Origin of the sequence: Coprothermobacter platensis DSM 11748 (genome assembly GCF_000378005.1) — a bacterium.
GTDB lineage: Bacteria > Coprothermobacterota > Coprothermobacteria > Coprothermobacterales > Coprothermobacteraceae > Coprothermobacter > Coprothermobacter platensis.
The window spans coordinates 5163-26924 of record NZ_KB899040.1 but is presented as its reverse complement, the minus strand read 5'-3'; the positions used below and the strand labels follow the sequence as shown (position 1 = coordinate 26924).

The window sequence follows — 21762 nt, the reverse complement described above, 5'->3', positions numbered from 1 at the left end:
ATGGTTGAAGGCTTCGCCTTGACATAGTGTTTGTTGGGCGAAGCCTTCTTTATTTCGATTTTACGAAAAGCTGGTCAACCAGAAGATCGTTAGCGTCGTAAAGAATTACGCCATCGCCATCATTATTCCAAACATAGGAAGAACCAAGTTTTAAGCAGTTTGTAACATTACAAGATTTTGGCCCTGTCTTAAGAACAACGTAGGCATTGGGTTTTAGTACATAGTCAGGTAAAGAAAAACTTTCTACACCTTTTGTGCTTACTATAGTAAAACCTTTCAAGTTTACAGAAGTGCTCATATTGTTTCTTATGGTCACCTCTTCTGCTGAAAGGTCCAACGATGTGATCTTCAAGTTCATTTTTGAATGCGCCCACAAGCCATTCCCTTGTGTACGTGCCTTTGTTTGAAGTTGCGTGAATAGTTCAGCATATGCTACATTTGGTGGCATAGTGTCTACCAAAGCGAAACCATTTTCCACCATAAGTGCATTAACCATATACTTTTGGGGTTCACTGCTATGGGGGTCACCCAACCATAAATAAACCAAAAACCTGTTGTAAGTATCTTTTTCCTGAACGTCAAACGTTACACACAGGTTCTTTCCACTAACGAGCTTTTCCAAATATGCTTTTGCTTCCATGCCATAAGGCTCTTCTTTTATTCTTAAAGAAGGATGGCTGAGTTCTGGGGCATTAATGCCAATTAATCTAACCGTTCCGAGTACTGACAGTTCCAATGTGTCGCCATCAACAACACGCAGCGCTTCATATGAACATGCATTGGCATTAGAGCCATTAGAGATATCTACCGATGCTGTCTCAATACTGTTTTCTGCCGTTGAAGCCTCTTCTTGCATATTGTCTTGCACATTATTGGGAATCTGAACAGTGCTCGTGCATCCGGCAAGAAACAAAAAGCATAAGACCAATATGAAAGAAAAATATTTCTTTTTTAATACTGCTCTAATCATGATCTAATTTGGATTATACACACCTTACGATGTATTATGCCTGAAAAAGGGTTATCAATAAAGTTATCCTTTACCGAAATTTCACCTTTTTGAATTATCATTTTCTAAAGCGAGGTGGTTATTTATGTTGGAACTAACAGTTTTAGGTGCAGCCCAGGAAGTCACGGGCTCCAGTTATCTATTACAAAACGAAGATAAGAAAATTCTAATAGATTTCGGGATGTTCCAAGGGCAAGAAGAAGATTGGAACTACCAACCCCTGGGACTGAACCCTCAAGATGTCAGTGCACTTTTGCTCACCCACGCCCATTTAGACCATTCAGGTAGAATCCCTGTATTGGTAAAAAACGGTTTTCGTGGTCCAATTTTTGCAACCCCTCCCACTATTGAGCTTACTAAGCTTCTTTGGGAAGACACATTAAAGCTCATGAAAGAAGACAAAGAACGTACAGACAGAAAAAGGCGCAGGCAAGATAAACCTCCTGTAGAACTCCTTTTTAACGATGACGATGCAGATAAAGCGAGCAAACTCTTTGTACCTGTAGAATGGAACAATAGCGAGAAGTTCGACAATTTTAATTTCACATTTCGTTCTTCAGGCCACATACTGGGTGCAAGTAGCATAGATGTTTACTCACAGGGAATACGCGTTGTTTTCTCAGGTGATTTGGGACCGCAAGAAACCGTATTGGAACCTCCTCCTTACGCATTCGATGATGCAGACTATGTTGTAATTGAGTCCACCTACGGAGATAGAAATCATAAGAATGTGAAAGAAACCAGGGATGAATTCAGAGATGCATTGAGCGCGGCATTGAGAGATAAATCAAAAGTACTCATCCCAACATTCGTGGTGGACAGAGCTCAGCGTATTATTTATGAATTGTATTTGCTCCGCGATAGCATGCATGAGCTTTCTGGAATGCCAATGTACTTTGACTCGCCCTTGGGAGGAAGAATTACTTCTGTTTACAGCAGCTATCCAGATTACTTGCTGCCCCATTTAGCTGATTTCTTCAAGGGTATGGACCAGCAGAAACTTGATTTGCACTATGTTGATACGGCACAAGAGAGCAAGGAACTTAACGAGCTAACACACGCCCTCATTATGGCTGGTTCAGGCATGTGCACAGGCGGACGCATACTCCATCATCTCAAACACGGCTTATGGAATCCTAAAAACCATGTCATATTTGTAGGTTATCAAGCCATAGGAACACTGGGCAGATCTATCATAGACGGAGCAAAAAATGTGAAGATTATGGGTGAAGACATAGCGGTAAGGGCCCAACTGCATACAATAAACGGCTTTTCATCCCACGCTGACGCAAACGATCTCATTACTTGGGCGAAAAACTTTCCTTCTACTACCTCTTTTGTGGTAACACACGGTGAACCCCAACCTGCGAAATCTTTAGCTCTTTCGCTCAATACTTTGGGTTATAACAGTGTAGTCCCATCTCGGCGTCAGACCTTAGCACTAAAAGGCAGAAAAGAAAGGGCAGCGATACCTGCTCCAGAAACGCAGTCTATAGGGCAAAAAATTGACGATTTTGTGGCAAAATATCCACAGAAAAGAAAACTCGTGGAGCAAGTGCTTTCTGCTTTGTTAGAGAGCTTAGAGCAAGAAGCATGACCTCTTCAGGAGGTGGGAGTTTATGAGTTCCCGTAAAAAGAAGCATCTATTTGGCATTTTCATCCTGCTAACCCTTTTAGCATGTGTTGTTGTACCTTCTTCCACACATGCATCACTGGTAGTAGGAAATGAGTTTGGGTTTGCTAATTACGCCGGTTACTGGAGAAGCGAGCCGGACACAGTTTCTCCTAACGGTTATTTAATGGATTACAGCCAGTATGGTGGTCAGAGCACCGTTATCACAACGCTATCCAATGGTTCTGTACAATTCGGAGATCTGACGCTTTCTGGAAAAACATGGTATGGCATTACAGCTGCGGGTTCAGATGTTTACATAGCACCTGGCAGCGAAGGCATTATTCCCATTATTTTAATTGGTTCACATGTGGTAAATCAATCAAATGCAACAGTAAATACCATGGCCATGCCTGGAAATGATTTATTCTACTATTTGCTCAAACCTTTCTCTAGCGTAGCAAAATACGGCGTTCTCGGTTTCTTAGTATTAGGCGTTATTTGGGGGTTCTTAACTGATAGCGTTCCTGGTTTTGCAATTAGTTGGGGAAGCATACTATCTTCTGCAGTAGGAGCAGTTTTCTTAGGCGCAGCTTACTTTTTCATAGATCTGGTGGGTCAGCTTTTCTTGGACGCGGCAGTGAATGCCATACCATCCTATTCCAGTGTGATCTTTACCATCATATGGGCTTTCTCTTGGATAGCCTTTTGGGTCCTCATAATACGCATGGTAGGATACGGTATTAGTTCCGTCAGAAAAGCCGTAAAAAGTCCATGGTTATGGGTCATCGGAGGCATTGTGGTATATATGAACTACTTCGCAGCAGCGTCAGTCCTTATCGTACTTGCGTCCTTGGGTAGTTCACAATGGCTTTCTAATTTCTTGGAAAGCCAAGTATCCTTTGGCAGGTAGTTCATAAGTTGGACCAGATTATTATTGCTTTAGCCACTCCCTGGGGTGTCGGAGCACTTCATACCATACGCATTTCAGGAAGTGGCTGTAAGTCCATTGTGGAAACATTCTTAGATAAAAAACTTACTAAGCCGCGTTATGCCCATCTAAGACGATTTCACTCTGATAAGGTGGAAGATCAAATAGTAGTCACATGGTATCCGGAGCCTTTTTCCTATACAGGCGAAGAAATGGTCGAAATAAGCTGTCATGGCAATCCACTCATTGCGCAACTCCTTATGGAGACGCTCTTGGATAGCGGTATGCAGCCTGCAGCACCGGGAGAATTCACTTTTAGAGCATTCATGAACGGTAAGATGGATTTAACGCAAGCGGAAGCTGTTAACGACCTCATATTGGCGAGAAGCACAGAACTTTTACAGGCTGGGGAAACGACACTCAATGGTGGACTAAGTAAAGCCATAGGTAATTTAAGAGAACATGTGCTTAATGTGCTATCTAAGCTTCAAGCCGCCATGGATTTTCCAGAAGATGTAGAAGAAAGCAGTGTAGAAAATGAACTCAAAGACCTCCTTCAGGTGTGCAGCGAACTCATAGAAAATGCGAGAACAGCTCAGGTTTTGCGAAAAGGCATCAATGTAGTCATAGCTGGACGGCCCAATGTGGGAAAATCATCTCTCATGAATGCCTTGGTCGGGCAAGAACGCTCTATCGTTTCACACATACCAGGGACAACACGTGATTATGTAGAACAGTACACCGTTCTGGGAAAAATACCAGTGAACGTCGTTGATACAGCGGGGCTGCGCCAAAGCGATGATCCAGTGGAACAGGAGGGTGTCAAGCTGGCGTTAAACAAGATAAACGAAGCTGATTTGGTGGTCTTCTTATATGATGCGTGCGAAGGGTGGACCGAAGCAGATGAGCATGTATTTCACCTTATCAAGAATGACAGAGTTTTAGTGGTAGGCAACAAGGTCGATGCAGGGAAAAGCCCTCTCCAACACAAAGATGCATCATTCGTCAGTGCAAAAGACAAAACTGGCATAAAGGATTTGGTGGATAGCATAAATCGTTTCATGAATGTGAACAGACCACCGAAGTTGCTGGTAAGTCAGAGACAGTTGCAGCTCCTTGAGAAAACGCAAAGAGATATTTCGGACGCTTTGGAACATCTGAACATATATGCCGAAGTAGCCGCTGATGACCTTTTTTCCGCTCTGAGAAACATAACCACAATCACTGATGGAGATGTAGAGGAAGATCTCTTGTCCACTGTTTTTTCCAACTTTTGTATTGGCAAATAAATTCTTTTTAGAACTGCTCTTCTCTTTCTATCTTCTGAATTTTTTCGTTCTTTTTTGGGCGTACATACGTTTGTCTGCTTCACGCAGTAAATCATCTAATGAATTCACTTCATTAGCTTCAACAATGCCAAAGCTTACACTCATTGTTAAAGGTGAATTGATAAGTTCTGATTCAATACGTGCGGCGACATGGGCGGCACCTTCAGTATCAGCCTGCATAAGAATGACGAGAAACTCGTCACCGCCCCATCGAACAGCGAAGTCGCTTTGGCGAATGTATTTCGTTAATGCTTTGCTTACCTGTCTAAGTGCTTCATCTCCTACAGGATGTCCCAACGTATCGTTGATGGTCTTTAAATCGTCCACATCGAAGAAAACAACGGTGAACGATCTGCCATCTCGCTCATAACCGCCCCAAAGTCTGTGCAAAACCTCTACCCCGAAGTTTCTGTTAAACAAACCTGTCAATGCATCGTTGGTACCATAACGCGCACTCCAAACCTTTTCCATGGAAAGAAGTATGGCCTTCAAAGCTAATGTATCCGCTATGCTGCCATTCTTTACCACAAAAGTGCCCCAGAATGGCGGTAAGTACATGTTTATCGTGAACCCATTTATTCGTTCTCTACCTATACGAAAGTTCTGCTCGCCCAGACTTACAGAGAGGAAAAACTCCTCATAAAAATGCCCCAATATATTTCCTAAGTAATTCAGAAACCCGCCTACATTAACTTGTTCCAAAGGCAATGAAAGAAGGCTTTTCTCAAGCATTTGTAAGTTCATACTGTGACTCAGTGGAACGTTCATAGAATGTATCTTTTGGCGAATAATACGTACTTTATCATCCAAGCCAAGAAGCATCGCTAAACGCATAGCTTCTTCCAAAAAAGCCACTTTCTCATTACCATCTATAAGAGAAGCCAAGAACTCATATATAAACATGGCATCTGCTAAATACCAGCCGTGTTCCGCCCGAACCGCGAAGGACATAAGATTCTCCACTGTATCGCCTTGCCTAAAAGCTCTCAAAAACAATACAATGGGTCTATCACTATTGAAAACTTCTACATTTTTCAATTGTTCTTTTTCCTCTTTTAGCAGGTAAAGTAAAGCATAAATGGGATAGCTGGAACTTAAAGTAACTGCTGTTAGAGGCATCTGCAAAGGATGTCCGCATATGACACTGCTAAAAAGATTCCATCGCAATTTTTCATCGTCACTTTCTGGATCCATAAGCAACAACGTTTCCTCTGCTTTGTCTATGTTCCCGCTAAGCCAATAAATAACACTGGAAGTTTCACCCACATCGAACTTGGTCTTATGATCGGAAGATGTTATAAGAGAAATCAGTTCTTCCAGTGCGTCAGTGGGCATTCCCATGAACTGAAAATATGTAGCACAATAATTTGATAATGCTACAGCCCTCAGAGCCAATGTACAAGGAGCAGTGCTACGAAAAGCAGCATTTACATATTTGAAGGAAGAAGACGGACCTTCTATCTCTAAAGAGATATCGGACAAATTGGCTAAAAGTCTCAAGTAAACCTCAGAACCATCCAACGGTTCTAAAATCTCTAAACCACGCTCAAAAGCATCATAGGCAGCATAAAGACGACCATTATAGCTCAATAAGACACCAAAACTGTTATAGAAAGAGCCCAGATGTTCTCTCAAATATGCATTCCTGCCAACGATTATATCCAAGAATGTTTCTAAGTGTTCCAAACCTTGTTCATAATGTCCTTTCAGCAGTTCTGGTAAAACGAGATCACCTGCAATACGTGGGAAAAACAACGAATCAAACATTTGTTTCTTATGTTCATATAACTTATCTATCATTCTTTGAGCTTCATCTATTTCGCCTGAATAAGAGAGGAATCTTATTAAGTTTGCAGTATCAACAATATTTGGATGCTCAATGGTGCGGATTGTTTCTGTCGCACCTTTCAGATCGTTCATCCAGTATAAGCATAAACTCTTCAAACGTTTATAACCTGGCCTTTGGACACCAAGCTGATCTAAACGTTCAATGATTTTCAATGCCTCGGAAGTTCCTTTTTCTTGCCTAAGCTCCATTAAAAGAGCAAATGCTTCCTTCTTCCTTTTCCCCAACATTCGATAACGTGTAGCGATCCTACCCCAGTAATCGCTGTAACCAGCCTGAGCCATGGTGTCTGTTACATATTCAAGGATTTCTTCTTGTCTCTGCTGAGGTATGTGACCTCTTACGAGCTCTCGCACTCTGCCAGAAGGGAATCTATAAAGAGGAGCCTCCCAAAAAACTAAATGGAGTTTTTCTAAAAGCTCCAACATGGATGGGTCTTTACCCTCAGATAAGATGTCTTTTATAAAATCGCTGTTCCGCTCTGCCATAACGGCAAAACCAAATAACAAATCTAAAGCATCCTTCGGTAGTTCTTTTATTGCAGATTCCACAGCATCTCCCAATGAGGTAGCATGCGCTCTACACAAAAACCACACTTCGTGCCAATTTCCTTTAGTTTCTTCAATAAGCTTTGACGATGTTTCCTTATCTTTACCAAAAGATGGGCAGAAGTCAGCGAACGAGGGTGGTGGTAAAACAGGCTGCAATGAATCAAAATCCACAACGGTTTCCGCAATTTCTTTCGGAAATGCGTCACCAACTACAAACACCGTAATATTCGTTGCAGCGACCAGTTCAGGCAAAACAACGGAGAATATGTAGTTATAATCGTCCTGAAGCCAATCATCAATAAACCAGTATTTTATTCCAGTACTTCTTACTAAGTCAACTAAAGCGTTAAATAGAAGTGTTTGCTCTTGGCTCAACGCTAATGGTTTGTATGGTTTAAAAGAACTCAGCGCTGGGAAAAACCTGTCATGCAAATATCTTCTTATAACAGGGCCATGTTCAGGATAATCTGTAAAAAAACCATCACGTACTTCACTTAATAAATCGTATAAGAGCTGACCTATTCCTGTTAAGGGTGAGTAATATAAACTGTATAAACTTTTATCAGGAGCAATCTGCATCAATTCCTTCAGAGTATGGGTACGCCCTTTACCTGTAGGAATATCCAAATATACAATACCCTTAGCTTGCGTTAAAAGTGATTCCCATACTCCCATAACAGAATTATAATGTATGCAAACAACTTTCACGAGGGGGCAACGTATGGAAAACTGGTTAACTGTGCCGTTGGTCGACTCAGAGAACAATCATGTAAAACTAAGCGATTTTCATGGATGGAGAGTGTTGTATTTTTATCCAAGGGCTTTAACATCAGGGTGCACCATGGAGGCGACAGAATTTACACAGTTATACACTGACTTTGAGAAGATGGACATCAACATCATAGGCGTTTCTCCAGACAAACCAGATACACTCAGAAAATTCAAGGAAAAAGTGGGCATACCTTTCCCCTTGCTCAGTGATATAGACCATATCTTGGCAGACGCTTTTGGAGTTTGGAAGGAAAAAAACATGTACGGCAAGAAAACGATGGGTATTGAACGCAGCACATTCTTAATAAACCCTGAGAACGAAATTGTCAAAGAATGGCGCAAGGTAAAAGCAAAAGGGCACGCCCAACAAGTACTTGATTACATCAAAGAAAACATAAAAAGGTGAGCCGCTGTTACCAGCGGCTCAAATATTCTTTTTGCTCTTCAGTCAGTGTGTCAATATTGATACCCAATGAAGAAAGCTTTGTAAACGCTATGTCTTCGTCAATGATAGTTGGTACCATCAGTACTTCTGCGTTTAACTTCCCTTTTTGTTCCAACAGATACTTTAAAGAAAGAAACTGAGCAGCAAACGAAAGATCCATGATTTCTGCAGGATGCCCCTGCCCTGCTGCTAAATTCATTAGTCTGCCTTCAGCGAGCAAGAATAGAACTTTACCGTTGGGAAGTTTGTAACCTGTTATGTTTGGTCTAGCTTCATAGGACTCTTCAGCCATTTTCTCCAACGCATCCACATCCACCTCAACATTGAAATGCCCTGCATTCCCCAAAATGGCCCCATCTCTCATCTTTAAAAAGTGCTCTTTACGTATGACATGGATGTCTCCAGTAGCTGTTATAAACACTTCTCCGCGTTCACAAGCCTTGTCCATATTCATTACAGTAAAGCCCTCCGCGTGAGCTTCCAACGCTTTTATGGGATCAACCTCAGTAACAATGACGTTAGCGCCCAAACCACGTAGTTTCTCTGCGATGCCTCGCCCAACAAACCCGAAACCAGCAACTACAAAGGTTTTTCCACCCACCAAGAGGTTTGTATTGTGCATGAAGCTGTAAACAGATGATTCGCCAGTACCATATCTATTATCAAATAAATGTTTTATACGTGCGTCATTAACAGCGACCACCGGAAACGGCAGTACTCCAGCTTTGGCCATATTCCGCGCTCTGATTACACCTGTGGTTGTCTCTTCTGTGCCACCAATAACATTTCTTGCCTGTTCAGGAAAGCGTTGGACCAACATGGTCGTCAGATCAAACCCGTCATCCAAAATCAGGTCCGGATTAAAAGAAAGGAGGCGTTCCAAATTATGTTCGTATTCCTCTTGTGATTCACCCCTCCAGGCAAATACCTGCAAACCTTCGTGTGCCAAAGCCGCTGCAACGTCATCTTGCGTTGACAGTGGGTTGCTTCCTGTTACAATTACCTCTGCTCCAGCCTTCTTAAGAAGTAATGCAAGACGTGCCGTTTTTGCTTCCAAGTGTATGCACATTGCAATAGTCGTGCCGGAAAATGGCTTTGACTCGGCATACCTTTTTTCTAATTCATCGCATACTGGCATGAATTTCTTTACCCACTCAATTTTAATGAGCCCTTCGTTAAACAATTCTGGTCTTCTTACCTCACTCACAATTGTTCACTCCTTTCCCTGTCATCCTACGGGCATAAAATAATCTGCCTGTACCACAAACAATCCCCACAGCTTGGCACATTGCTGCGGCAGTCGCCATCAGTGCTGAACAAGAAACCGCAGCCACCATGAAAACCACAATCAGTGCAAGATGGATACAAAGCATGATGTACCTTGAATCTAAATATGGTGTAAGACGAACTTTCCCATATTTCTTCAAGTGATTGGCTATTCACATTGCCAAAAGAATACCGCTTAAGCATTTTTGTTCTTCCGAGAACGCGCTCTGCCCCATCATGAAGCAGACGGTAACAAGGACTCACACTACCATCACTTGCTATGACAGTGGCGTTTCTCTCTACAAACCTGCACAAGCGCTCTGTTTTTATAGAGAACTCCGGATATTCCACAGCAACATCTTTATAAAGCTGAGCAGAAAGTTCATGCCATAGATTGTCATCTTTACTTTTTTCGTAAAGGACTTCATTGTCCATCTTTGGAGTCATGGGGAGAATGTTGTTTAAAAGTACGTATTTAAAACCATGGCGGCTAAGCTCTTTTATGAGCATAACACTGTCTTCCAAGGTACTTTTCATAAGAACAACTTCGGCGCACAAGACAGGATTTTCAGTATGGCTTGACTGCTTCATAATGTTCATCATGTCAGCAACATGGATAGTGCTTTCAACATTGTTATGGCCTAAAGTGGAGGATTCTACAGAAATGTAAAGCCGGTCAACATCGTTCGCCACCAAGAAAGCCGCTGTCTCTTGATCAATCAGCGTGCCATTCGTGGTTATTGCTATACGTTTTCCCGCATCTTTTATCCATTTTATAGCGTCTTTCCAATATGGGCTTAAAAATGGTTCACCTATACCACCAAGGATTACCTCTTCAACAGAAGAATGTGCAATTTGGTCAATTACGTTTTTTAGTGTGCTTTCATCCATGAAGCTGGTGCTGTCTTCTTTGTAAAAATGCCTAAAACACATGGCGCAGCTTAAATTACAGGCACGTGAAAGCTCTAAGTAAATCCGTTTAAGTGGTTCAGGCTTTATAAAAATAGTTGCATTATCCAAGCGATATTCCACTCTCATTGTATTTAATTCTATGCTATAAAAGGCGCCAAAAAGCTTCCCCCATATTGTGCACTTCGTAAATGCAATGTGTCATGTTATTGTTCCTAATTTCACTTTTTGTGATAAAATGAAATTAGCCGTTCTGAGGCGGAGGATTTTAAAAAATCTGACACCGAGGAAGGAAGGCAAAGCCTAAAGTATTCCGCTTGCGCCTCCTTTTTCAGGTGCCATGAAAAGAGGAGGTTTCTAAAATGGAACGATTTTACATTGTCAACATTATTATCAACAACAGAAACAAATCCTACAGAACTGTTAATGAGTTACTGCACGACTTTGCAGAAGACATACGCTTGCGCGTAGGTTATCCCCTACCGGAACAGAATTCAGCCATCATACTTTTGGTTGTCAAAGCTGATAACGATGTATTGGGCAGCCTCACTGGGAAACTTGGACAGGTAGAAGACGTGGAAGTAAAAACGCTTCCACTCAAATAAAGGAGGCTGATTTAGATTTATGGTCAACGGCGTAAAAATTGCAAACGAACTAAGTAAAAATGACACAGAAGGGTTTATCCCTCATCAGGAAATATATGACCTTTTGGAAAAAACTAAGAACCCAGATCCAAGAGAAGTTAGGGACATTTTGGCGAAGACCATGGAGCGGGAACGTCTAAGTACTTATGAAACAGCCGTTCTGTTAAACACGGAGGACCCAGATCTAATAGAAGAAATGTTTCAAACGGCTAAGAAGATAAAACAGCAGGTTTATGGTAACCGCATCGTCCTCTTCGCACCGCTTTACGTAGGAAACGAATGCATAAATGGATGTGTCTACTGTGGTTTTAGGGTGGAGAACAAAGAACTGGTAAGGAAGACGCTCACTGATGAAGAACTCAATAATGAACTTTATGCTTTGACGTCACGCGGTCATAAGCGTCTTATTGTAGTGTTCGGGGAACATCCCATGTATTCGCCTGAATACATCGCTGGTGTGATAAACAAAATCTATGAGTTCAAGAACGGGCCGGGAGAGATAAGACGTGTCAACGTAAATGCTGCACCACAAACGGTGGAGGGCTACAAAACAATTAAGGAAGCAGGCATCGGAACATTCCAAGTATTTCAAGAAACTTATCATTTACCGACTTACAAAAAACTCCATCCGCATGGTCCCAAATCTTCTTATACTTACAGACTTTATGGGCTGGACAGAGCCGTAATGGCAGGTATTGATGATGTGGGCATAGGAGCCCTTTTTGGCCTTTATGACTGGAAGTTTGAAGTTATGGGGCTCATGTACCACACGAAACATTTCGAAGAACGCTTCGGCGTAGGGCCACACACTATCTCCTTCCCGCGTATGGAACCAGCAGTGAATACGCCCATCGCAGAGAATCCACCTTACAGAGTAAGTGATTATGACTTTAAGCGCCTAATAGCGATTATCAGGCTTTCTGTTCCTTATACAGGCATGATACTCACAGCCCGTGAAGCACCAGAGATAAGGCGCGAAGCTTTGGACATGGGCGTTTCTCAAATAGATGCAGGTTCCAGCATCGGCATAGGTTCTTATTCAGAAGAAGACCCGGAAGAGGTAAAAAAGAGCCAGTTCATTTTGGGCGATACACGTCCTCTTGATGATGTCATATATGAACTGGCATCAAACGGTTACATCCCCTCTTTCTGCACATCCTGTTACAGAGCAGGCAGAACTGGTGAACATTTCATGGAATACGCCATACCGGGCTTTGTGAAAAACTTCTGCACGCCTAATGCTTTGCTGACTTTTCAGGAATACCTCATGGATTACGCTTCTCCAAAAACAAAAGAGGTAGGAGAAACACTAATCCAACGTGAATTGAATGAAATGCCAGAAGGCAGACGCCATATGGTGGAAGGCCTTTTGGAGCGTGTCAAAAATCATGAGCACGATGTCAGACTGTGAAACACTCTTAAAACAAACGGCACAAATGCTTGGCTGCAAGATATGGGTTTGTGAGAAAGTGGGCAGGCGTATGTCTTACCTGCCCCCTTTAAAGGCTGGCGAAGACAAATACATAGAACCGCAGATAATCTGCGAAGATGAGAAGTTCGCACTTTTAGGAGAATGCCAAGAAGTAAATGAGAAAATGCGTAGCCAAGGTATGAAGGTGATCATGTGTGTGCGAAGACATTTTGACGAAAATAATTAGTCATCCTGATGCTGTAAATCAAGAAGAAGTGGCAGCAGTACTTTCCGATGAAGAAATAACGCCCAAACTTTTCAGTAAGGCAGATGAAATAAGACGTAAGTATTTAGGAAAAGATGTCTATTTCAGAGGCATCATAGAATTTTCTAATTACTGCCGCAATAATTGTTTATATTGCGGTATTAGGGGTGGCAACAGCGTTGTTCAGCGGTACCGCATGACCCCAGATGAAATCGTAAGTCGCGCAGAAATCATCCTTAATGAAGGGATAAAAACGGTGGTTCTCCAATCAGGCGAAGACCCCTTCTACACCACAGATATGATAGGTGAAATTGTAAGCCGTATCAAAAACTTAGGCATGACAATAACCTTGAGCATAGGAGAAAGAGACTTTTATGAGTACCGTTATTGGAAAGATTTAGGTGCCGACCGTTACTTAATGAGGCACGAAACGGCTGACGAGTCTCTTTACGCACAGTTGCATCCAGGTGACCACTTTGAAACAAGAAAGGCACATTTGCTGGAACTAAAACGCTTATGGTATGAAGTCGGCGCAGGTTCTATGGTGGGCTTGCCTGGTCAAGATGACATAGCATTGGCAAAAGACATACTTTTCACTTACCAGCTTGATGCAGATATGGTAGGCATTGGTCCATTCATACCACATCCTGACACACCTTTGAAAGACAGTGCCGGTGGAAGTCTGGAGAAAACGCTAAAAATGGTTGCGCTTACACGCTTATTCCTGCCAGATGCAAACATTCCCGCTACAACGGCTCTTGGAAGTATAAGCCCTCAAGGTAGGCAAATGGCTTTACAGTGCGGAGCAAATGTAATAATGCCGAACTTTACACCATCGCCTTATCGTGCCCAATATGCTCTTTACCCAAACAAGATTTGCATCATGGAAAACGATAAAGCCTGTGGGAAGTGCTCCAAACTGCTTGTTCAAAATGCGGGTTATGAGGTTAGCGAAAGCCACGGTTACAGAAGGAGGATTGCCAAAGCTCATGAGTGAAAGCATGGAAACGCCACATACAGCATTTAGAAAACACATTGTCATTGTAGGTAAGCGCAATGTGGGAAAGTCTTCTTTGATAAACGCTATTGCCGGACAGGATATAGCTTTGGTCAGCTCTGTGCCGGGCACTACTACAGACCCTGTCTACAAGACCATGGAAATAAAGCCATTGGGTCCGGTTACACTCATCGATACACCCGGTTTGGACGATGAAGGGCTGCTTGGAGAAAAACGTGTGGAGCGTGCCAAGAGAGCCATGTACAAAGCGGATGTAGGCATATTGGTAGTAGACGATAAGCCAGGCGAATTTGAACACTTTACCATAGGGTTGCTTCGGGATATGAATATACCATTTGTTATCGCCGTTAATAAAGCTGATGCGATAAGCAGCTCTCACATTGCAGACTACTATAAAGCTTTTGGAACACCTGTAGTTGAAGTTTCCGCCATTGAGCGCAAGAATATTGACCAGCTCATAACAACAATAAGCAGTCTCGTGCCAGAAGAGGAAGAAAAACCATTGGTGGCTCACCTCATGGGTGCATACAACACAGTGGTGCTGGTGGTTCCCATAGATAAAGCTGCTCCTAAAGGCAGACTCATAATGCCTCAGGTGGAAGCTATTAGAGATGTAATAGATCATGGTGGGGTTGCCGTTGTTACTCGACCGCCAGAGCTGGATGTCACATTAAAGAAACTCAATTACAAGGTTGATTTAGTGGTAACAGACTCCCAAGCCATAATGGATGTTGACCCCATCGTTCCATATGATATTCCTCTGACAACGTTTTCCATATTGGAAGCTGCAAATAAGGGCGACATACATATGTTCTTAAATGGTATTGAAGCCCTAAAATCCTTACAAAATGGCGATAACGTAGCAGTCGTTGAAGCTTGCTCACATGTACCCACTTGTGATGACATAGGGAGAGTAAAAATACCGCGATGGATAGAGCAGAAGCTCCATTTGACGTTGAATTACACCTATTTTGCCGGCAAAGAATTTCCCGACATAGCTGATTTGGAAAAATGCAAGCTCATCATTCACTGTGGAGGCTGCGTACTCACAAGAAACATGTTTATGAGAAGAATGCAACTTGCACAGCGCTTAAATATCCCTGTGGTTAATTACGGACTACTCATTTCTTACTTACATGGTTCTCTAAGCAAAGCGGTAGAGCCCGTATTAGAAAAAGTTTCCTCAGAAAAATCTCCCATTAACAATCTTTGAAAGAGACATGTTATATACTTTTACATATATGTTTTCTGCTTCCGAACTTTACAAGGTAGAAAAGCCATCGCGTTACATAGGCGGTGAATATAACAGTATTGTCAAAAATTGGGAGAATATCCCTTACAAAGTAGCGTTATTGTATCCCGATTTATATGAAGTTGGCATGTCCTATCATGGGCTGCAACTGTTTTATTACAAGATAAATGGAGAAACCGATTTATTGGCTGAACGTGTATTTACACCCGCACCTGATGCCATAAACATGCTCAAAGAAAAGAACATACCGTTGAGGTCTTTAGAAAACAAGAAACCGCTGTCTTCCTTCGATGTAATAGCCGTCCACTTCCTTACAGAGCTCGTAGCTACCAACGTTTTAGAAACGCTCTCATTAGGTGAGATAAAGTTGTTTTCCAACGAACGCACGCCCGATGATCCTTATATCATCGCTGGCGGACCGGCCATAAGCAACCCCGCATTTTTTGAACCGTTTCTGGATGCCATTTTTATTGGCGAGGCTGACGACATTATTGTCGATTTAGTGAGGTTCCTGAGTGAAGCACGGCAAAAGCATGCTAACAGAGAAGAAACACTTCAGCGCCTAACCACATTATTTGACGGCATTTATGTTCCTTCTTTAAAAAACAGTGTTAAAGAACATCACGTACTTAGAGAAGATATCTATTACCCAGAACGATTCTTAGTACCGAATGTGGAAGCTGTGCAGGAACGTGCCGTCGTGGAGCTCATGCGAGGATGCACCCGTGGGTGTCATTTCTGTCACGCCAGCTCGTACTATCGACCTGTAAGAGAAACGCCGCCAGACAAAGTTGTAGAACTTGTTAAAAGCATCAAGAAATCCACTGGCTTCAGTGAAGTAGGCTTGCTGTCTTTGTCTACCTTTGATTATTCCAAATTAAACGATGTAGTAGACAGGCTGCAAGGTGAACACCTCAATATGAGCCTGCCATCGCTGAGGTTAGATTCATTGGATCTTAGCTTGCTTAAAAAAGTCGATCCCACCGCACACCTAACACTTACCATAGCGCCTGAAGCAGGGTCTGACGAGCTACGAAAAAAACTCAATAAAGGCTTTACCAATGAACAGATTTTAAGAGCAGTGGATGTGCTCTCGGAAAATGGCTGGACGAAATTCAAGTTTTATTTCATGGTCGGACTCCCGTTTGAAACAGAAGAAGACGTCAGGAGCATAGCTAAACTATTGAACGAAGCCGACAGTGTGGCTTTTAGGAATAACCGAAGGAGTCGTATACACGGCACTATAGCTTCATTTGTTCCAAAACCATTCACACCATTCCAGTGGGAACGGCAGATTACTCCTGATGAAGCAGAACAAAAATATACAATAATTAGAAAAAGCTTAAAACGTCAAATAGATGTTTCTTTTAGAGACCCGTGGTTTTCATTATTGGAAGGCGTTCTATCGAGAAGTGACGAGAAAGTAAGCCAAGTTGTGTTAGAAGCTTGGAAACGCGGGGCGATTTTTGACACTTCAGAAAACGACCAAAAACGCGCAATTTGGGAAGACGCATGGCAATCGTTGAATCTAGATCCTTTGGATTACCTAAAGGGCAGGAGCACAAATGAACCTTTGCCTTGGGATCACATACAAGTGGGGCCTGAAAAAGCATTTCTTGAAACACAACGCGAAAAGAGTGAGAAAGGCTTACTTACAGAAGACTGCCGTTATGGATGTTTGGGATGTGGTGTATGTGAAGGTGATTTATGGCCGACTATGGCTTGACCATATTTTTTGAAAAAACGGGTGAAAGTGCTTGGCTTTCTTACAAAGACTACGTTAGGCACATTGGTTATGGCTTGGTTCGAGCCGGTTTACCACTACTTTACACAGAGGGTTTCCAAGAACGCGCACTTTTGCAAGCACCGCCTGCTTTACCTTTGGGAGTAAGCTCTTTGGGTGAGCCGTTTTTTATACCCATGAATAAAAACCTTTCTTTGACGGCAAATGACTTGAAACCTTATTTCCTGCGTGCGGAAACACCTGTCCTTGTATTGAATTACAAACTTCCACATTATTTGTCACTATTCAAAACGCCTTCAGATTTATTAAAATTGGATTTGGAGAAACAAGGATTGAAAAGGACACTGGATGAACAGCATATCGATACGTGGGACGTTGTAAAAGTTGGCATAGAAATGGTAAATGGCGAACAGATAGATTTGTCATTGCGAACAGCAGATTAAACTTGTAGAATACTGATTGTACTTCATAGCCAGAGGGGGCCGCACGGCATGACCAAAGAAGAAGCGCAAAAGCGCATTGAAGAACTTAGAAAAACCATTGAATATCACAACTACAGGTATTACGTGCTTGATAGCCCAGAAATAAGCGATGAAGAATATGACAAACTGTTCAGAGAATTAGCCAACCTTGAAAAGCAATTTCCAGAGTTGGTCACACCTGATAGCCCCACCCAGCGTGTTGGAGCGTTACCTGCCACAGAGTTCGCCACAGTTACCCATGAAATTCCCATGCTTTCATTGGATAACGCATTCACCGATGAAGAGATTAGAGCATTTGACGAACGTGTGAGAAACTCCTTGAAAACCGACCATGTGGAATACTTCTGCGAACATAAGTTAGACGGTCTGGCAGTCAGTTTACGATATGAAAACGGTATTTTAGTCAAAGGCAGCACCAGAGGAAACGGCTATACCGGAGAAGACGTTACCCAGAATTTGAAAACAGTCCGAACCATTCCTTTAAAACTAAAAGGAGAAAACATCCCTCCTGTGGTAGAAATACGTGGAGAAACATTTATGATGCTAAAAGATTTCGAAGTTCTTAATGAGCAAAGACAAGCGATGGGGCAACCTCTTTTTGCCAACCCGAGAAACGCCGCCGCTGGCTCCATAAGACAGTTAGACTCCAAGATAACAGCCCAAAGGAAACTCTATTTTATGCCTTATGGTTTTGGTGTGATACAGGGAATCAGTTTTGAAACCCAAGAATCATTCCTTAAACAATGCTCAGAATGGGGTTTTAGGGTGAACGAGCATAACAAAAAAGCATCTTCCATAGAAGAAGCGCTTTCCTTCATACATTATTGGGTAGAGCACAGGCTGGAACTTTCGTTCCCCGCAGACGGTGTAGTCATAAAAGTTAACAAACTTAGTTACTGGCAAGCTCTGGGGAACACTGCACATGCACCACGTTATGCCATCGCTTTCAAATTCCCTGCTGAAGAGAAAAAAACTAAAGTCAGTGACATCATATTCCAAGTCGGTAGAACAGGCATCATTACACCTGTAGCTATTCTGGAGCCAGTTGTTCTTGATGGTGCCACAGTCAGCAGAGCCACATTGCACAATTTTGACATAGTCAAACAATTAGATATAAGGAAAGGCGATGTGGTAAGACTAAAACGTGCAGGCATGGTCATACCAGAGGTAGTCGGCGTTGATATGGACCTAAGGACTGGTAAGGAGCAACCCCTCCTTCCTCCTAATAGGTGCCCGGTCTGTGGTGGCCCAACAGAATGGGACGGAGCCTACCTCAAATGCGTGAATATCACCTGTCCTGCTCAACTAAAAGGGCATCTGCTTCACTGGGCATCGCGCGATGCCATGGACATTGATGGGTTAGGCGAAACGCTTGTGGATTATCTTGTCGATGGAAATTTAGTTACCAGTGTCGCAGACTTGTATACTCTTACCATGCAGGATTTGCTTACACTGCCACGTCTGGCAGAAAAATCAGCTGCTAAGCTGTACCAAAACATTCAGCATTCCAAAGACAGGCCATTTTTCAGGGTTCTCTATGGTTTAGGCATACCTCGAGTTGGATTAAAAACTGCTCAGGCTCTGGCTGAACATTTTGGCTCCATGGATGAACTGCTATCAGCCACAGAAGATGACCTTACAGCCGTTGAAGGCATAGGTCAGGAGACAGCGGAAACGATCATAAAGGCATTACAGAGCGATCAAGTGCATAAGCTTATAGACAAACTTAAAACCATAGGATTAAGAATGGAACAAGAGCAAACGGAAGGGCCCCTTAAGGGGTTGACATTTGTCTTTACAGGTTCTTTAAGCAGTATGAGTCGCGCTGAGGCAGGCCAATTGGTTCAATCGTTAGGCGGAAAAGTTGCATCAAACGTATCAAAAACTGTTGATTATGTCGTGGTTGGAGAGGACCCCGGTTCAAAATTTGATAAAGCGCAAAAACTGGGCTTGAATATTCTTGATGAAAAAGCATTTTTGGATATGGTAGGGAAAAATGAAAAGAGCATGTAAACAGATAAGCTTTGCGCTTTGCTTTTTCCTTCTTCTTGTTATTTTCATACCTTTTCATGCGGAGAGCGTAAAAGCTTTCGAAACATACCTTTATCCTAAAACACTTACTTCAGATGGTAAAAAACTTTATATTGGCACAGACAATGGGTTATTAACGTGGGACGGAAAAAAGCTTTCTTCAGTAAAACCCCCTTACCTGCCTTCTGCCAAGATAACAGCAGTTAATGCCCATGATGGCAATTATTTCATTGTGGGTACCGACGGTGGGGCAGCTTATCCTTACCACCAGGATTATTGGAGAGTTGTAACGAAATCTGATGGTATTCCTGCTACTTCTGTAACCGCTGCAGCCAATTGCAAAACGCAGATACTCATCGGAACGTCCAACGGACTCGCAGTGTTCCAGAAGAACACCACATCAAAGCCTGTAATTTACAAGTACCCAGAAATACCGCATAACTTCATAACTACAATTTCCTGTGCTCAAGATCAAGTTTTTGTAGGGACCATGTCTGGAGTTGTGAAGATATCTGGCCAGTACGCTTACAACATTTCTCCAGTAAGTGCAAACAAGATGCAGATAGCGAATGGAAAGCTTTGGATCGCTTCTTCACAGGGTTTATTGGAACTCGATATGCAAGGCAGGCTAATAAAACGGTGGGATGTAAACAGTGGGTTATATTCCAGCAACATAAGTACCTTGACCGTGGATACAAAGAACAACGTTGTTTACATCTACGATGGCAAAAATATCGTACGCATGTCTGACATGAAAAAATACCCTTTGGGTAGCACCATAAATGACATGGCTTACATGAATGGCATTTTTTACCTGGCAACACCCAACGGCCTTTTTTCTACATATGACTTTATGGACTTTATCAACATTTACAGCAGCGCACCCTATGAACAAGCCGCATTTACCAGCGGTTCGCACATGATAAGCGTGCGTGATGGCATTCTTTTTATAGACGGAAAGCCAGCAAGCGTGAGCGGTGTAGTTAGAGCCTATCCTGGAGATCTAATTACAGTAGTAACGTCAAATCAGGTTTTGTTAGTAGATCCAACGAGGTTGACCCGATATACGGTTAAATCTGACGTGTTTCTGGAAGTAGCCCCGTATTCCATCCAAAATGCCTATTACTCTTCTTCCTCGGGAATGCTCTACCTAGCAGGTTATGGACAACTATATGCCATACATAGGGCCAGTGGCTCTTACAAAAAGGTTCCTTTACCTTTCTACAGCGTAAAATCTCTTTGGTCTGATGGAAAGTACGTTTATGCGTTATCGGAGCGTGCGTCTTTTATCGGCGATACGTGGGGCAAATTGATTCGTACAAATACATTGAACTTTTATGTTAAGAGCGCCGTTTTGTCAAGCAGTAGTTTGCTCTTTGTCGCCACTGATGATGGGATTAAATACGCTTCATCACTCTGGAGTAGTTTTAAAGATTATTCTGGTGTCAACGCAAACAAGATTTTCCTTCCAATAAACAGCTCTAACGTTTGGGTCTCTACGGAAACAAACTTGATAAAACTTAACAATCCATCCATTTATTACAATTGGGGAAATGGTCTTTCATTCATCCCTGACCAACTATTCTATGATGGCAGCGGACTTAAGTTTTTTTCGCTTGGAAGTATACAGAGTGCTTGGAAGCCATCGTTCATGGCCGATTGGCTAACCATCACTGGCAAAGAAGAAGCTTCTAAATTGCAGGCTGCTGGTATATTGAGGGGCTTTTCTGACAAAATGTACCCTCAGAAAACACTTACCTACCAGGAATTGGCAGTCATGTATGTGCGGTTGAAAGGTTGGTCTCTTACCAAAGCCACAACATCTGCAAAAGCAGATGAATGGGCAAAACCATACATAGCCTCACTGGAACAAAGAGGCTACAAATTGAACGTTGACTACCGCAGTGTGGCAACAAAAGCTGTCGTTAATGACTGGTTACCAGACATTGGACCGTTGTTCACGTACAACACGATAACCAGACAGCAAGCAGCCATGCAATTGTACAATTACATGGCATATTAATACAAAGTATCTTTATGCCTTGTAATTATATTTATGCATTACCCATTTTATTATTATTATCGCTACTCTTAATGCTTATAAGGTGTATAATGCTTCATAAGGATTCGGTATATGCGGAGGTGTGAAGCATGAAGAAAATTGCAGTGGGGCTGCTGGTATTAGTACTGGTAGCTTCGTCCTTTGTGGGGTTCTCCCCTGTTAATGCAGCTAGTTTCTCCGATGTA

The 21762-nt window shown here is 42.5% G+C and carries 17 protein-coding genes; 13 read left to right on the top strand and 4 right to left on the bottom strand.

The features are described 5' to 3' along the window. Window positions 1-49: 49 nt before the first annotated feature. A complete protein-coding gene (locus D890_RS07745; protein ID WP_018962489.1) occupies window positions 50-970 on the bottom strand; it encodes a thermonuclease family protein in 921 nt (306 codons plus the stop codon). Window positions 971-1094: 124 nt separating this feature from the next. Here D890_RS07745 and D890_RS0100095 point away from each other — a divergent pair, with 124 nt between their 5' ends. Genes D890_RS0100095 through mnmE form a run of 3 tightly spaced genes read left to right on the top strand, consistent with a single transcriptional unit; the run spans window position 1095 to window position 4841 of the window. Continuing rightward, window positions 1095-2606, top strand: coding sequence for an MBL fold metallo-hydrolase (locus D890_RS0100095; RefSeq protein WP_018962488.1), 1512 nt, complete (start codon window positions 1095-1097; stop codon window positions 2604-2606). 22 nt (window positions 2607-2628) lie between these two features. Continuing rightward, window positions 2629-3534 carry a hypothetical protein gene (locus D890_RS0100090; RefSeq protein WP_018962487.1) on the top strand — a complete coding sequence of 302 codons (906 nt, stop codon included), beginning with the start codon at window positions 2629-2631 and terminating at the stop codon, window positions 3532-3534. An 8-nt stretch (window positions 3535-3542) separates the two neighbouring features. Further along, on the top strand, window positions 3543-4841 hold the full coding sequence (mnmE, locus tag D890_RS0100085; protein WP_018962486.1) for a tRNA uridine-5-carboxymethylaminomethyl(34) synthesis GTPase MnmE: 1299 nt from the start codon (window positions 3543-3545) through the stop codon (window positions 4839-4841). A 27-nt stretch (window positions 4842-4868) separates the two neighbouring features. On the opposite strand, the gene D890_RS0100080 is transcribed toward mnmE, so the two are convergent. Next, the gene (locus tag D890_RS0100080) at window positions 4869-7952 is read right to left on the bottom strand and encodes a GGDEF domain-containing protein (RefSeq protein ID WP_083916951.1); all 3084 of its coding nucleotides are present in this window, start codon (window positions 7950-7952) and stop codon (window positions 4869-4871) included. Between the two features lie 46 nt (window positions 7953-7998). On the opposite strand from D890_RS0100080, the gene bcp reads away from it, so the two are divergent. Next, entirely contained in the window at window positions 7999-8454 is a 456-nt protein-coding gene (gene bcp / locus D890_RS0100075; protein ID WP_018962484.1) for a thioredoxin-dependent thiol peroxidase, read from the top strand. A 7-nt stretch (window positions 8455-8461) separates the two neighbouring features. Here bcp and D890_RS0100070 read toward each other — a convergent pair whose 3' ends face one another. Continuing rightward, window positions 8462-9700, bottom strand: coding sequence for an adenosylhomocysteinase (locus D890_RS0100070; RefSeq protein WP_018962483.1), 1239 nt, complete (start codon window positions 9698-9700; stop codon window positions 8462-8464). Between the two features lie 26 nt (window positions 9701-9726). Further along, window positions 9727-10797 (bottom strand): SPASM domain-containing protein, encoded by a 1071-nt coding sequence (locus D890_RS0100065; protein WP_040363467.1) that lies wholly within the window; start codon window positions 10795-10797, stop codon window positions 9727-9729. A 233-nt stretch (window positions 10798-11030) separates the two neighbouring features. Between D890_RS0100065 and D890_RS0100060 the strand changes: the two genes are divergently transcribed. From D890_RS0100060 to D890_RS0100020, 9 genes are read left to right on the top strand one after another with little or no spacing between them, the layout of a single operon-like run. After that, entirely contained in the window at window positions 11031-11273 is a 243-nt protein-coding gene (locus tag D890_RS0100060) for a TM1266 family iron-only hydrogenase system putative regulator (protein WP_018962481.1), read from the top strand. 19 nt (window positions 11274-11292) lie between these two features. Then, window positions 11293-12723 carry a [FeFe] hydrogenase H-cluster radical SAM maturase HydG gene (gene hydG / locus D890_RS0100055; RefSeq protein ID WP_018962480.1) on the top strand — a complete coding sequence of 477 codons (1431 nt, stop codon included), beginning with the start codon at window positions 11293-11295 and terminating at the stop codon, window positions 12721-12723. Beyond that, window positions 12710-12970: a hypothetical protein gene (locus D890_RS0100050; protein ID WP_018962479.1), complete on the top strand. Its 261-nt coding sequence runs from the start codon at window positions 12710-12712 to the stop codon at window positions 12968-12970. Before hydG ends, D890_RS0100050 begins: the two co-directional genes overlap by 14 nt. Next, the gene (gene hydE / locus D890_RS0100045; RefSeq protein ID WP_018962478.1) at window positions 12939-13985 is read left to right on the top strand and encodes a [FeFe] hydrogenase H-cluster radical SAM maturase HydE; all 1047 of its coding nucleotides are present in this window, start codon (window positions 12939-12941) and stop codon (window positions 13983-13985) included. Before D890_RS0100050 ends, hydE begins: the two co-directional genes overlap by 32 nt. After that, window positions 13978-15219, top strand: a complete 1242-nt coding sequence (gene hydF, locus D890_RS0100040; protein WP_018962477.1) for a [FeFe] hydrogenase H-cluster maturation GTPase HydF — start codon at window positions 13978-13980, stop codon at window positions 15217-15219. The genes hydE and hydF overlap by 8 nt, the downstream gene beginning before the upstream one ends. A gap of 28 nt (window positions 15220-15247) precedes the next feature. Beyond that, window positions 15248-16984 (top strand): radical SAM protein, encoded by a 1737-nt coding sequence (locus D890_RS0100035; protein ID WP_018962476.1) that lies wholly within the window; start codon window positions 15248-15250, stop codon window positions 16982-16984. Further along, entirely contained in the window at window positions 16966-17445 is a 480-nt protein-coding gene (locus D890_RS0100030; RefSeq protein ID WP_018962475.1) for a DUF2344 domain-containing protein, read from the top strand. The genes D890_RS0100035 and D890_RS0100030 overlap by 19 nt, the downstream gene beginning before the upstream one ends. A 48-nt stretch (window positions 17446-17493) precedes the next feature. After that, on the top strand, window positions 17494-19497 hold the full coding sequence (ligA, locus tag D890_RS0100025) for an NAD-dependent DNA ligase LigA (protein ID WP_018962474.1): 2004 nt from the start codon (window positions 17494-17496) through the stop codon (window positions 19495-19497). Then, window positions 19481-21538, top strand: coding sequence for a ligand-binding sensor domain-containing protein (locus tag D890_RS0100020; RefSeq protein ID WP_018962473.1), 2058 nt, complete (start codon window positions 19481-19483; stop codon window positions 21536-21538). Before ligA ends, D890_RS0100020 begins: the two co-directional genes overlap by 17 nt. The last annotated feature ends 224 nt before the right edge of the window (window positions 21539-21762 follow it).

Coding starts and splice junctions, on each gene's coding strand:
- D890_RS0100060 (WP_018962481.1), top strand. CDS start 11,031: ATGGAACGATTTTACATTGTCAACATTATTATCAACAACAGAAACAAA.
- hydG (WP_018962480.1), top strand. CDS start 11,293: ATGGTCAACGGCGTAAAAATTGCAAACGAACTAAGTAAAAATGACACA.
- D890_RS07745 (WP_018962489.1), bottom strand. CDS start 970: ATGATTAGAGCAGTATTAAAAAAGAAATATTTTTCTTTCATATTGGTC.
- bcp (WP_018962484.1), top strand. CDS start 7,999: ATGGAAAACTGGTTAACTGTGCCGTTGGTCGACTCAGAGAACAATCAT.
- D890_RS0100080 (WP_083916951.1), bottom strand. CDS start 7,952: ATGGGAGTATGGGAATCACTTTTAACGCAAGCTAAGGGTATTGTATAT.
- D890_RS0100065 (WP_040363467.1), bottom strand. CDS start 10,797: ATGAGAGTGGAATATCGCTTGGATAATGCAACTATTTTTATAAAGCCT.
- D890_RS0100095 (WP_018962488.1), top strand. CDS start 1,095: ATGTTGGAACTAACAGTTTTAGGTGCAGCCCAGGAAGTCACGGGCTCC.
- D890_RS0100020 (WP_018962473.1), top strand. CDS start 19,481: ATGAAAAGAGCATGTAAACAGATAAGCTTTGCGCTTTGCTTTTTCCTT.
- ligA (WP_018962474.1), top strand. CDS start 17,494: ATGACCAAAGAAGAAGCGCAAAAGCGCATTGAAGAACTTAGAAAAACC.
- D890_RS0100030 (WP_018962475.1), top strand. CDS start 16,966: ATGGCCGACTATGGCTTGACCATATTTTTTGAAAAAACGGGTGAAAGT.
- D890_RS0100050 (WP_018962479.1), top strand. CDS start 12,710: ATGTCAGACTGTGAAACACTCTTAAAACAAACGGCACAAATGCTTGGC.
- hydF (WP_018962477.1), top strand. CDS start 13,978: ATGAGTGAAAGCATGGAAACGCCACATACAGCATTTAGAAAACACATT.
- D890_RS0100090 (WP_018962487.1), top strand. CDS start 2,629: ATGAGTTCCCGTAAAAAGAAGCATCTATTTGGCATTTTCATCCTGCTA.
- D890_RS0100035 (WP_018962476.1), top strand. CDS start 15,248: ATGTTTTCTGCTTCCGAACTTTACAAGGTAGAAAAGCCATCGCGTTAC.